This is a genomic window from Paenibacillus sp. FSL F4-0125 (assembly GCF_038008565.1).
Classification (GTDB): Bacteria; Bacillota; Bacilli; order Paenibacillales; family Paenibacillaceae; genus Paenibacillus_AQ.
The window spans coordinates 2,210,617-2,223,904 of the sequence record NZ_JBBOZJ010000001.1; the positions used below are offsets into that span (position 1 = coordinate 2,210,617).

Here is a 13,288-nt window from a genome sequence, read left to right on the forward strand (position 1 = left end):
CATTATGGTGATATGATTGTTTTGTTGTTGTTTTGTAAAAATCAAACTATATGGAAGACGGGGGAACCTATGGCTCAACGATTGCTTGTCATTGAAGACGAACCGACATTGGCCCGGCTGCTGTCCTATAACTTAACGCAGGAAGGTTACGAGGTGACAGTAGAGGATCATGGTACGGCAGGATATGATCGTGCGACGAGGGAACCTTTTGACTTGATCGTATTAGATCTGATGTTGCCAGGTATGAATGGCATTGACATCCTTGATAAATTGCGTGGACAAGGTATCCGTACACCTATTATTGTATTGACCGCCAAAAATGCGGAAGAAGATGTAGTTAGAGGGTTGAAATCAGGTGCTGATGATTATATCACCAAACCATTCGGCGTCTCCGAACTACTTGCAAGAGTAAGTGCTGTCCTTCGGCGGATTTCTGGACTTGCTGAAGAAGCACCGACAGAAACACCTATCTCTGCTTCTACCATTATTTTAGGTCAATTAGAGATATACCCTGAGAGATATGAAGTCTCCCTCGGTGGGCATAGTATTAACTTGCGGCCTAAAGAGTTCGAAGTACTGTTATATTTGGCGCGTAAGCCAGGGGTTGTGTTGACGAGAGATGATCTCATGAATGCTGTATGGGGCTTTGATTACATTGGTGGACAGCGTACAGTGGACGTACACGTGAGTTCACTCCGTAAAAAGCTTGAGCTAGATCCAGAATCGGTTCATATTGATTCGATTCGAGGCGTAGGCTATAAACTGGTTGTTAATAAAAAGAGAGCTCCGGTCATTTAGGATGACTGGAGTTCTATTTTTTCTATACATTTCATAAATAAGAATAGTTTGGAGTACTAGTTAGCTTCTGGGGAAATACTGTGATGTGAATCCATTCATCTCACTGATTTTACATTGCGTTAACATTTCTCTCCAACTGTATTTACACTAAAAGCTTATCATGGAGATCGAAGATGATGAGAAGGAGACGTAAACACTAATGAAATCCATCATTGACATAGAGAATCTTGATCTCTACTATGAGTCGTTCCACGCACTGAAGAATGTGAATCTGCAAATTCCGGAGAAACAGGTTACCGCTTTTATTGGACCTTCCGGTTGCGGCAAATCCACGTTGCTTCGCACATTGAATCGTATGAATGATATGATTCCTGGCACACGTATAGAAGGAACTGTAAACATCGGTGGCAAAAATATTTATAGTGATGAGGTAGAGGTGGAAAGCCTGCGTAAGCAGGTCGGTATGGTGTTTCAACAGCCGAATCCTTTTCCAAAATCGATTTACGACAACGTAGCTTACGGTCCCCGTCTACACGGCATCCGCTCCAAAAGTGAGCTGGATGAGATCGTAGAAAAAAGCTTGCGTCACTCCGCTCTATGGGAGGAAGTGAAAGATTTTCTGAAGAAATCTGCCCTTAGCTTGTCCGGTGGACAGCAGCAACGGCTGTGTATTGCTAGAGCGCTAGCGGTACAGCCTGATATTTTGCTAATGGATGAGGCAACCTCTGCGCTCGATCCTGTATCCACACTCAAGATTGAAGAGCTTGTTCAGGAACTAAGAAGTGAGTATACAATTGTTATGGTTACTCATAACATGCATCAAGCGGCACGTGTTTCAGGTCGAACCGTGTTTTTCTTGAATGGTGTAATCGTAGAGGCGGCGGACACAGAGGTTCTTTTCTCGACCCCTAAAGATTCCCGTACTGAAGATTATATTTCCGGACGTTTCGGCTGATCAGATTTAAAAGGGTGTTCGTCCCTGGAAATGGCAAGCTGACCATACGTTAATGAGGAGGATCGCTCTTATTATGATTCGCAGAAAAGAATTTGATAAAGACTTAGAAGAGCTGCGCAGTCTGCTGCAGCAGATGGGTGAGCATGTTAAAGATGCTCTTGAAGGTGCAATTAATGCATTACAAAATCTTGATACAGCGCTCGCACAGGAAGTCGTTGAGGCGGATCTACAGTTAAATGCCATGGAAGATAAAATCATGGAAATTGGCTCACGCTTAATTATTACTCAGCAGCCTGTAGCCAAGGATTTGCGACGCATTATCGTTGCCTTCAAAATATCAAGCGATTTGGAACGTATGGGTGATCTGGCGCTTGATGTAGCAAAAGCAACCATGCGTCTTCAAGGACAAACGCTGATTAAGCCACTTGTTGACATTCCTCGTATGGCTGAAATCGTGACAATTATGATCGATGAGGCAATCCAGTCCTATCTGGATGAGAACACTGATCTGGCTTATAAAATGGCACAGGATGATGATCAGGTCGATCAATTGTATGGTTCGATGATTAATGAGTTGTATTCTTATATGGTAACAAAGCCGGAGACAGTATCCCAAGCTATGTTATTGACGCTGGTAGGCCGTTATATCGAACGGATTGGCGATCATGCTACTAACATTGGTGAAAGTGTAGTTTACTTGGTTACCGGTAGTCGTCCAGATTTGAATGAATAGCTTTGATTCAAAAGATGTTTGGTACTTGTCGTAACTGCGGAGAATGCTTGGACTTTCGGCCGCTGCTCCTACAGTTCCAAACCTCTCCTCCATTACTTGCACCATCACATCTTTTGTGTTTTTTAGGTAAATTAAGTAGCCGTCCTTATATTAGGACGGCTACTTGTTGTATAGGCGTTTCTACTTAGACAGGCCATATGTTAAGATGTAAGGAGTAAGCATGATAAAGGCGAGGTGCACTATGGACAAGTTGATACTTATAGATGGAAATAACATTATTTACCGCGCTTTCTTCGCGATGCCCCCGTTAACGAATACAGCAGGGCAACAGACGAACGCGGTGTACGGTTTCACAACGATGCTGCTCCGTTTAATTGAAGAACATAAGCCGACACATATGATTGTTGCATTTGATGCAGGGAAAGTCACATTCCGGCATGAAGGTTATGAGGATTATAAAGGCGGTCGGCAAAAGACACCTCCGGAGCTCTCCGAGCAGTTCCCGCTATTGAAAGAATTGCTCACTAATCTAGGGGTACCGCAGTTTGAAATTGGCAATTATGAGGCCGATGATATTATTGGTACCATTTCTCGCCAAGCCGATGAAGCAGGCCGTCAGGTTATGATCGTGTCGGGAGATAAGGATATGCTCCAATTAGCTTCTGAACACACGACTGTTGCGCTAATCCGTAAAGGAGTCACTGAGGTTGAGCTTTATGGACCGGAACAAATTCGTGAGAAATATGACCTAACCCCAGAGCAGATCATAGACCTTAAAGGACTGATGGGCGATGCGAGTGATAACATTCCGGGAGTTCCCGGTGTGGGTGAAAAAACTGCACTCAAGCTGTTGCATCAATTCGGATCGGTTGAAGGTGTATTAGCGGGAACAGGTGAGCTTAAGGGCAAAATGAAAGAAAAGCTCGAGGCTCATGCAGAAGAGGCTGTAATGAGTAAGAAACTGGCGACCATCTATCGTGAAGTGCCTCTGGAGCATTCGTGGGATGATATGGTCTTTAACGGAATTTCTGCGGATACAGCTGGGCCTGCACTCGCTAAATTGGAGTTCAAATCACTTTTGGAGCGCTTAGATCTAAGTGCCTACACTCCTGTTAATGATGGTGAGGAAGGTGCTGCAGAAGTAGAGGCCGCGACCCTTGATATTACGATCGTTAGTGAAAATGAACTGGAGACGCTGAATGAAGCGCTGCCTAGTATTTCTGCATTACATGTGGAGTCCAATGGGGATAATCCGCATCGTGCTGAGGTAATCGGGGTAGGGTTATCTTCTCTGGAGCGGCACTATTATGTACCGTTTGAATTACTGCAGAATCCAGCTGCTGCGAAGCTGCGCGATTGGTTAGGAAATGAAAAGGCTCCGAAGAGCGGCTATGATCTTCACCGTGCAGATTTGGCGCTCCATTGGCAAGGTATTGCTTTTGCAGGTGCGGCTCATGATGTACAGTTGGCGGCTTATTTGCTGGATCCGACGGAAGCAAATCAGAACTTAAATGATCTAGCTACTAAATACGGCTTACCACGCTTATCTCCAGATGAAGAGGTATTCGGAAAAGGCGCTAAATACAAGATTCCTGAGCTTGAAATCTTAGGGAATCACGTCGCACGTAAGAGTGCTGCGGTTCTCGGGATTGCTCAGAAGCAACAACAGGAGCTTGTCGAGACAGCGATGACCGGACTGTTCGAAGATTTGGAAATGCCTTTATCACGTATTCTCGCGGATATGGAGAAACAAGGAATCGCAGTCAACGAAGAGGATCTTAAAGAGCTAGGTAAAGAATTCGAAGCTCAAATTTCTAAGCTGGTCACTGAAATATACGAATTAAGTGGCACGGAGTTCAATTTGAATTCACCAAAGCAACTGGGTGAAATTTTATTCGTTAAGCTAGGTTTGCCTGTTGTTAAAAAGACGAAGACAGGCTATTCCACCGATGCTGAGGTGCTTGAGAAACTAGCGCCTTATCATGACGTGGTACGTTTGATTTTGCAATATCGCACGATTGCGAAGCTCCAGTCTACATACGTAGAAGGACTTCTTAAAGAAATATCTTCGAAAACAGGAAAGGTGCATACCTTCTATCGGCAGACGATTGCGGCTACCGGACGTCTCAGCAGTCAATATCCGAACCTGCAGAACATTCCTATCCGCCTAGAGGAAGGACGCAAAATCCGTAAGGTGTTCGTTCCGTCCGAACCGGGCTGGTCGATCTTGGCAGCGGACTATTCGCAGATCGAACTGCGAGTATTGGCACATATCTCTGGTGATGAGCGGATGAAGGAAGCTTTTCTCCATGATATGGATATTCACACGAAGACAGCGATGGATGTATTTGGAGTTACCGCCGATCAGGTTGATAGCAACATGCGCCGTGCTGCTAAAGCCGTTAACTTTGGGATCGTGTATGGAATCAGTGATTATGGTCTGTCGCAGAACTTGAATATTCCTCGCAAAGAAGCCGCTCAATTTATTGAGCAGTATTTCGAGGTATACCAAGGTGTACGTCGATATATGGATGATATCGTAGTAGAAGCACGGAAACATGGTTATGTAACCACATTACTGGAACGTCGTCGTTACTTGCCTGAGATTAATGCGAAGAACTTTAATCTACGTTCTTTTGCGGAACGTACGGCAATGAATACACCTATCCAAGGAACTGCCGCTGATATTATTAAGCTGGCGATGGTGCATATGGACAAGGCACTTTACGAGCGCGGGCTAAAGAGCCGTATGCTGCTTCAGGTGCACGATGAGCTTGTATTCGAGGTACCAGAGGATGAAATGGAGCTCATGAAGACGCTTTTGCCGGAAGTGATGGGTGGAGCATTGCAGTTATCTGTGCCGCTTAAAGCAGAGGTAAGTTTTGGCAGCAATTGGTACGAAGCGAAATAGGCTCCCTTTAAGGTGTGTATATCAGCTATAATGTAGTTGAGGTGAAGACATCATGCCGGAATTACCGGAAGTAGAGACAGTCAAGAGAACACTGAATGATTTAGTTAATGGAAAGCAGATAGAGAGTGTAACCGTCCGGCTGGCTCGGATAATTCAGCGACCGGATGATATTCAGGCTTTTGCCAACCTGCTCGCAGGTCATAGCATTGTTAATGTTGAACGAAGAGGGAAGTTTTTGCGCATCGTGCTAGACGGTCTGGTGCTCGTATCTCATTTACGGATGGAGGGCCGTTACGGACTTTTTTCGAAAGATGATCCACTGGACAAGCATACACATGTGATATTCCATTTTACCGACGGCACGGAACTGCGTTATACGGATGTTCGTCAGTTTGGTACGATGCATCTTTTTCAGATTGGTGAAGACCTTCAGCTGCCTCCTCTTAATAAGCTAGGGCAGGAACCACTGGAGCCGTCCTTTACGCCGGAGAAATTTAAGCAGATTGTATCAGGCAAAAGCACAAAAATTAAATCGCTGCTGCTAAATCAGGAATATATCGTCGGCATAGGAAATATTTATGTAGATGAGTCCTTACACCGTGCAGGGATTCATCCAGAAGTCAGCGCTAAGGATCTATCGGATGATCAACTCGATCAACTACATCACGCTATTGTCAGCACGCTGACGGAAGCGGTAAACGCTGGGGGTTCATCTGTAAAATCATATGTGAATGGTCAAGGTGAGAGCGGCACTTATCAACAACAGCTGTTGATTTACGGTCGTAAAGATCAGCCGTGTAACAACTGTGGAACAATGATTGAGAAAACAGTTGTAGGTGGCCGTGGCACGCATTATTGTCCAAGCTGTCAGCGCAAGTCAGAAAACTGAAGATGTAATTAGGTTGGCACCCACTACTTGTCCCGCCCATATACTGTGTGAAGAATGCTTAATAGAGAACGGAAGCTGATTGAAGTATATTGTTCAGTGTTCCGGTTCTTCACAGGAGGGATTGCGGGTGCTCAGCCCATTTTTTTCACTGCTATTACTAGCTTTTGCTTTGAGTTTGGATGGTTTTGGTGTTGGTATTACATATGGACTGCGTAAAATGAAAATACCATTGCTCTCCGTTCTGATTATCTCGCTTTGTTCGGGGGTAGTTATCTGTGTATCTATGCAAGTGGGTGTTCTGCTTGCTAAGGTAGTGTCTCCACATGCAGCTTCTGAGGTTGGCGCTGTTATACTCGTGCTAATGGGTTGTTGGTCGCTCATTCAGATGCTAATGCAGAAAGAGAAGGAACAGACTGGTGAACGTAAAGTAGATCGTGAAGAAAATGTGCTATCCACAGAAGCTAGGGCAGAGATAGCTGTTGATACTGAAGATGTCGCAGAACAGGCTGTCACAGCTCCTGAGCAAGTAAAGTCAGCTGTCTTTTCCCTTGAGCTACGGCGGTTGGGGATTGTTGTACAGATCTTGCGTACACCATCATCTGCGGATATGGATGATTCCGGAAGTATTTCTTCGATGGAAGCGATGCTGCTCGGAATTGCCCTCTCACTAGATGCCTTTGGAGCCGGACTAGGCGCAGCACTACTCGGTTTCAATCCAATATGGACATCACTTACAATTGCTCTGTTTAGTGGTACATTTCTATTGCTGGGCATGAAGACTGGATTAAAATTCGCCGGGAACTACTGGATGAAGCATGCTGCTGCACTACCCGCGTTATTATTAATTACAATGGGAATACTGAAGCTATTATGAGGTGAGTACATGATTATTGGCTTAACCGGAGGCATTGCATCCGGAAAAAGCACGGTGTCCGCACTGCTTGTGAGCAAGGGAGCGAGGCTGGTTGACGCGGATGTGATCGCCAGAGAGGTTATGCTCCCCGGTCATGAGGTGCTGGCTGCGGCTGTGAAACAATTCGGAAGCGAGATCCTCTCTCCGGATGGCACACTGAATAGGGGCAAGCTGGGGGACATTGTATTTCAAGACCCGGCGGCCCTGCAAGCCCTGAACAATCTGACGCATCCCGCAATCCGGCGGGAGATTAAAGAACGTATGAACAGCATGGAGGAAGAAGATCCAAAGAAGTTAACAATTGTGGATATCCCTCTTCTTTTCGAATCAGGACTCGAGAACATGTTCCATGAAATACTGGTGGTCTACGTGCCTCGTGAAGTGCAAATCGCTCGATTAATGGAACGTAACGGACTTTCTTTAGAACAAGCAGAAGCACGCTTAAATGCACAGATGGATATTGAAGCAAAGCGTAACAAAGCGGACTATATCATTGACAACAGTGGCGAACTTGCGCACACTGAGCAACAGGTTGCTGTTCTTTGGGACAGGCTGGGCTTATCATGAAATGGTTACGTAAAAAAAGAGTCCTTCTTCTGTTATTCATTGGTTTTACTGCGATATTGTTTCTGAGTACGAACTGGATGTCCTGGTTTTATCCGATCCATTATAAAGATGAGATCCGTAAGCACAGCGTTACGTACGATATTGACCCATTTCTAGTGGCTTCAATTATCCGAGTGGAAACGAACTTCAAAACTGGACGAGAATCCAAAAAAGGTGCTATAGGTTTAATGCAGCTTATGCCGGATACCGCCAAATGGGCCCTTGAAAAGGCCAAGCTCCCTGATGTATCTATGGAGGAGCTAAAGCATGAACCATCAGCAAATATTGAACTAGGTACCTGGTATCTTTCAACATTATCCCGTCAATTCGAAGGTAAACCTACAGCAGTTATCGCTGCATATAATGCTGGACCGGGTAAAGTTCAAAAATGGCTGGATGAGGGGATCTGGGATGGAACGGATGCTACGATTAAGGATATTCCGTTTGGTGAAACCCGCCATTATGTACAGCGCGTCAACTATTACTATGATCAGTACACGGATATTTACAACGAATTCTAAAACCGTGTTATGTATAAAAAGAAGTACTAAACGATCTTGCGATCGTTTAATACTTCTTCAGTAAGCTTATGTGGACAGGTTATTTGTATTGACCTGCCAATTGTTGTTCTGCCAGGGTTACAAGACGTTTAGTGATGTAACCACCGATCGAACCATTTTCATAAGAAGTTTTATTGCCTTGGTAACCATCTGGGGAAAGCGTGATTCCGAGTTCTTGGGCAACTTCATATTTAAGTTGTTCCAAAGCACCGCGGGAATTTGGAGCTACAAGGTTATTGGAGCTGTTGTTTTGGCTCATTGCTGTTCACCTCCTCTGTTGGTAACTGTATTATGTGCCGGACTTGCCATAATCATTACAACAAATAAACGGTGATTTCTGGAAAAAATGAAATAGCCCTTCAAAAGCCGGATGCTTAACATACCGGGACAAAAAAACATTATGTAATAGGAAGTGATGAAGCTTATGAAATGCCCTTACTGCGATCACACAAATACTAAAGTACTCGACTCGCGACCAGCAAATGAGAATAAGTCCATCCGCCGCAGGCGTGAATGCGAGCGTTGCAGCAAACGGTTTACAACCTTTGAAATGATCGAGGAAACACCGTTAATCGTGATCAAAAAAGACGGCAGCCGTGAGGAATTCAGCCGTGATAAAATACTTCGGGGCTTAATACGTGCCTGTGAGAAACGGCCTGTCTCTGTAGAGCGTCTAGAGAAGATTGTCTCTGAGGTAGAGAAATCCCTGCGAGGCATCGCCGTAGCTGAAGTGGAGAGCCAACAGATCGGTGAACTGGTTATGGAACAGCTCTATCCAGTAGATGAAGTCGCATACGTTCGTTTTGCGTCTGTATACCGTCAGTTCAAGGACATTAACATGTTTATGAAGGAACTGAAGGGTCTGTTATCTAAGAGCACTGGGGATCTGGACAGATTGTAGGGTTGTGGCTAGTCTAATGACTAAAAAAAGTGTTGACAGCGAAGGCGATTTTTTATATTATATAGGAGTCGCCTACGGCGCTTGATTTTGTCAGAATGACTTAAATACACCGAACTTGATTCTAAAATGTGTGATTACATACATCTGAAAATTACGTTTGGGGCCATAGCTCAGCTGGGAGAGCGCATCGCTGGCAGCGATGAGGTCAGGGGTTCGATCCCCCTTGGCTCCACCAAACTTCATATGGACTCTTAGCTCAGTTGGTAGAGCAGTAGACTCTTAATCTATTTGTCCAGGGTTCGAGCCCCTGAGAGTCCATCCTAAAGAAACGGCAGAAATGCCGTTTTTTTGTTGTTTGCAACATGGGGAGGCTTTCAGGTATTACGGGCAGAAATAGACCGCATCCATTACGAGAGGGCGGTCTATTTTTTTGTCTTGAGGCAAGATCCAGTTCTCTCTCCCAGACGGAGGTTATGATAATCCGCATCTCAAGACCAGCAAATGCTTTATCAAGTCAACAATAGACTCTAGTCGGGACGTGCGACTTAGGTTATTATGGAAGCGCAAACATCTCTTCTGGGATGTAATGAAAGCTACAATTTAGCTACAGAGCATAAAGGCAATCTGAACGGAGGATTCGATGGAAAACTGGTTGGGTAAATCGTTAAAGCAGAAGCTGAGCTTGTTATTTATTGTTTCGGTACTGGTACCGGTGTTGTCTCTGGGACTGTTCTCCTATTATATTGCTGAAAGCTTAACGGAGGAGAAAGCGAAGAGCTCCGGCATGAATACGCTTCGGCAAATTGGGGCCTATTTAGAAAATATGGTAAGCGATGTTGAGAATCTATCCCTATTCCTTATCGGCCACCCTGATGTCCAAAGCTATTTGAAAACACCGGAACATGATTTGCTAAAGCAAACCTCGATCGTTAATTTACTTACAACATTATCGATTTCCAAACCATATATCGCCAATGTCATGATCGAATCGAATGAAGATAATAAGCCGTCGGTTTCCTTCAGATCCGTCCTCGAATCAGAATGGACCGATATTCAGAGCGAGTATCCCGGTTATTATGAGGAATATCCCAAGTGGTGGTCTCCGGTGCATCATTTCGTTACGTCGGACGGCAAAGAGGATGTCATTACGATGTCGCGGCCGATTCGCAGCACATCAAAATATTACAAGATCGGCATGCTTAAAATTAGCCTGACACAATCGGTTATCTCTAGCCATTTAAAGCAAGCTGGACTAGAGGGTGAAGGCGTCGCCCTGCTGTTGGACGGACAAAACCGGATATTGGCTGGACCAGAAGGGTACGCGACTAACAAGAGCTTGAACGATTATTTTCCCGGAATAGTTGATTTCAAGAGCAAGTCGGGGTCGTTCGATTACGGAGAAGCAGAGGAGCGGAGTACAGTACTGTACTACCAGATGCCAAATGTTAACTGGAGGCTTGTAGGGATCATTCCGGCAAAAGCTTACAGAGCGCAGAACCAGTATTTTTTAACGTTAACTGCAATTGCAGTCAGCATTTCTATGCTCTTTGTTATAGCGTTCGTCCTTGTACTTATTCAAAAGGTGACGAAACCTTTGTCTGCATTAACGAAGTTTCTTAGGAATTCCAGCCCGGACGAGCCGCTGCCGACGCTGCCCGTCACATCGATCGATGAGGTTGGACAACTGATTATTAGCTATAATCGGATGAGCTCGCGAATTATTAATCTAACCGATGAGGTGAAGCTGAGCGAAGCGTTGAAGAAGGAAGCGGATATGTCGGCGCTTCAAGCGCAGATCAATCCGCATTTTCTATACAATACATTATCGTCAGTCCACTGGATGGCGCTAATGAAGGGAGAAGAAAAAATCGCAGATATGGTCGGTTCATTGAGTGATTTTCTTCGTTTCAGCTTAAATAAAGGACAGGAATATTGTGCAATCAGCCAAGAAATTTTGCATGTAGATCACTATGTGAAGATTCAGTCCATTCGATATCCAGATAAATTTGATTACGAGGCGGATATTCCGACGGAGCTGCTGGATCTGAAAATGCTGAAGCTGCTGCTCCAGCCGCTAATTGAAAATGCGATGATTCATGGTATTTTGAAAAGAGAAGGTAAAGGGAGCATTGTCGTGAAAGCGATGTCAGCGGGAGAGCGTATAACGTTTATCGTTCAGGATGACGGTGTTGGCATGAGCAGGGAAAGATTGGAGCTGCTGAGAGAGAAGATAAACACAAACTTGGGCATTGATCCGCTGAAGAATAATGACTCGGCAGGCAGCAGCTACGGATTGCGCAACGTGCATAATCGGCTACAGCTTCATTATGGGCATGAAGCCGGTTTGCGGATCGAAAGCGTAGAAGGAAGCGGCACTAAAGTTAGTTTTACGATTATACCGCTCCAATCAGAAAACTAATAAGCTGCAATCTTTGTGGGAGAGAAGGAGAATCTGCACATGAAGCTTTTGATAGTAGATGACGAAGTCATTATTAGGACCGGTCTTAGCACGGTAATTAAATGGGAAGAGAATGGCATTGAGCTGCTCGCGCCGGCTGCTTCCGGGGAGGAAGCGCTGATGCGCATTCCGTTAGAGTATCCTGACATCATTTTAACCGATATTCGGATGACGGGTATGACGGGATTGGAATTGTCTCGCGAGGTTAAGCGGGATTTTCCTTACATTGAAATTATTATATTGTCTGGATTCGATGATTTTGCATATGCACAGCAAGCGATGCGGGAAGGAATAAGTGATTATTTGCTTAAAAATAGCCGTCCTGGCGATATTATGACTGCGGTTATGCGCGTGAAGCAGCGTATCGTCAGCAGACGTGAGGCTGATCATCAAGGCGCCATCCATCAAACGGCGTTCCGCTGGAAGCAGCTGGATCGCTTTCTTCGCGGGGATAATCTCCTGACGGAGCGTGAAAGTGAGGAACTGTTGATCTATTATCCTGAGCTGAGGCTCGGATCGGATATGGAGAAGCTAGAGCTATGGCTAGTTACATCTGCATCTCCGCTGACCATGAAGGAGGAGAAGGAAGGGGAAATGAATGAGGCGGCTGCGATGATTAGAGATTCACTTGGCTGCGTCATTCTGGAATGGGAATGTGGATGGCTGCTTATTTTCCGCAGAGGGCAGCCGGGTGCGAAGCGATTGGTTAAGGCGTCGATGGAGCGGGCGGAACGCGTCTATCGCCAGCCTTTTTTTGCCGCATGCGGTGTATGGGCCAGCAACGTGGTAGAACTGAGGGAGTCACTTCGCACCGCCGAACAAACCGCCTCGTACCGCTGGTTGGCAGAGGAAGCAAGAATGCTGGCCTATGAGGATATTAAAGACCGGAAAGGAATGCGGGCTGTTTGTACGGAAGAAGTGGAGAATAAGCTAACCGCCGTCCTGAGAAGCGGGAGCCGAGAAGTCATACAGCAGTGGATTAATGATGAACTGGCGAGCATTAGACAGGATGCGGAAGCGACTCCTTCTTCCGTTCAAGCGTATTTACATTCCTTGATTGTTGGGGGGTACCGCTGGCTAGAGCGTGCAGCAGCATCCGTTGGTCAATCGATGCCGAAGCTTCCACAGCTTGAACAGCTGGACATAAAGCTGCTTACTGCGAATCCAGAAGAAACTTTGCAGCAGATGCTGCTTGCAATCCATGCGCAGTATGAACGGTTAAACGGCAGCAGGAATGAAGCTATTGACCGAACGGTAGCCTATATACGCGAGCATCTTGCAGACAGCTTGTCTTTGGCACAGGTAGCGGCATGCGTACATATGAATCCGAACTATTTTAGCAAGCTGTTTAAACAGGGGACAGGTAAAAACTATATTGAGTATGTAACGGAAGCGAGAATGGAATGGGCTAGCCGTTTGTTGAAGGAAACGCCGGCGAAGGTGAGCGAGATCGCTAAGCGGGTAGGTTACGAGGATATGAAGCATTTTAACCAGCTGTTTAAGCGTTACAGTGGCGAAACGCCTTCGCAATATCGTTCAAGATGAATCGATGAAGGTGAAAATA

General features: G+C 45.4%; 12 protein-coding genes and 2 tRNA genes. 13 read left to right on the plus strand and 1 reads right to left on the minus strand.

Annotated elements, in window-relative coordinates:
* The first annotated feature begins 69 nt into the window (after positions 1-69).
* The 8 genes from NST74_RS09475 (at position 70) to NST74_RS09510 (ending at position 8,326) form a co-directional block, all read left to right on the plus strand.
* On the plus strand, positions 70-798 hold the full coding sequence (locus NST74_RS09475) for a response regulator transcription factor (protein ID WP_042125998.1): 729 nt from the start codon (positions 70-72) through the stop codon (positions 796-798).
* Positions 799-997: 199 nt separating this feature from the next.
* Positions 998-1,753, plus strand: a complete 756-nt coding sequence (pstB, locus tag NST74_RS09480; RefSeq protein ID WP_234541056.1) for a phosphate ABC transporter ATP-binding protein PstB — start codon at positions 998-1,000, stop codon at positions 1,751-1,753.
* A 73-nt stretch (positions 1,754-1,826) separates the two neighbouring features.
* Positions 1,827-2,486: a phosphate signaling complex protein PhoU gene (gene phoU, locus NST74_RS09485; protein WP_341111687.1), complete on the plus strand. Its 660-nt coding sequence runs from the start codon at positions 1,827-1,829 to the stop codon at positions 2,484-2,486.
* Between the two features lie 241 nt (positions 2,487-2,727).
* Positions 2,728-5,397 (plus strand): DNA polymerase I, encoded by a 2,670-nt coding sequence (gene polA, locus NST74_RS09490; RefSeq protein ID WP_341111688.1) that lies wholly within the window; start codon positions 2,728-2,730, stop codon positions 5,395-5,397.
* A gap of 52 nt (positions 5,398-5,449) precedes the next feature.
* Positions 5,450-6,286: a DNA-formamidopyrimidine glycosylase gene (gene mutM, locus NST74_RS09495; protein ID WP_339290100.1), complete on the plus strand. Its 837-nt coding sequence runs from the start codon at positions 5,450-5,452 to the stop codon at positions 6,284-6,286.
* A 127-nt stretch (positions 6,287-6,413) separates the two neighbouring features.
* Entirely contained in the window at positions 6,414-7,160 is a 747-nt protein-coding gene (locus NST74_RS09500) for a manganese efflux pump (protein WP_076119995.1), read from the plus strand.
* A 9-nt stretch (positions 7,161-7,169) separates the two neighbouring features.
* Positions 7,170-7,766: a dephospho-CoA kinase gene (gene coaE, locus NST74_RS09505; RefSeq protein WP_341111690.1), complete on the plus strand. Its 597-nt coding sequence runs from the start codon at positions 7,170-7,172 to the stop codon at positions 7,764-7,766.
* Entirely contained in the window at positions 7,763-8,326 is a 564-nt protein-coding gene (locus tag NST74_RS09510) for a lytic transglycosylase domain-containing protein (protein WP_042126010.1), read from the plus strand. Before coaE ends, NST74_RS09510 begins: the two co-directional genes overlap by 4 nt.
* Before the next feature lie 79 nt (positions 8,327-8,405).
* On the opposite strand, the gene NST74_RS09515 is transcribed toward NST74_RS09510, so the two are convergent.
* Positions 8,406-8,624, minus strand: coding sequence for an alpha/beta-type small acid-soluble spore protein (locus tag NST74_RS09515; RefSeq protein ID WP_042126012.1), 219 nt, complete (start codon positions 8,622-8,624; stop codon positions 8,406-8,408).
* A 165-nt stretch (positions 8,625-8,789) separates the two neighbouring features.
* Between NST74_RS09515 and nrdR the strand changes: the two genes are divergently transcribed.
* The 5 genes from nrdR to NST74_RS09540 all read left to right on the plus strand — a co-directional run bounded on the left by nrdR (position 8,790) and on the right by NST74_RS09540 (position 13,269).
* Complete coding sequence (gene nrdR, locus NST74_RS09520) at positions 8,790-9,266, plus strand: transcriptional regulator NrdR (protein ID WP_042126015.1); 477 nt, start codon at positions 8,790-8,792, stop codon at positions 9,264-9,266.
* A 159-nt stretch (positions 9,267-9,425) separates the two neighbouring features.
* Positions 9,426-9,501, plus strand: a tRNA-Ala gene (locus NST74_RS09525).
* Between the two features lie 10 nt (positions 9,502-9,511).
* Positions 9,512-9,584: transfer RNA gene (locus NST74_RS09530), tRNA-Lys, on the plus strand.
* Between the two features lie 322 nt (positions 9,585-9,906).
* Positions 9,907-11,685 (plus strand): sensor histidine kinase, encoded by a 1,779-nt coding sequence (locus NST74_RS09535; RefSeq protein ID WP_341111692.1) that lies wholly within the window; start codon positions 9,907-9,909, stop codon positions 11,683-11,685.
* 39 nt (positions 11,686-11,724) lie between these two features.
* Positions 11,725-13,269 (plus strand): response regulator transcription factor, encoded by a 1,545-nt coding sequence (locus NST74_RS09540; RefSeq protein WP_341111694.1) that lies wholly within the window; start codon positions 11,725-11,727, stop codon positions 13,267-13,269.
* Positions 13,270-13,288 lie beyond the last annotated feature (19 nt).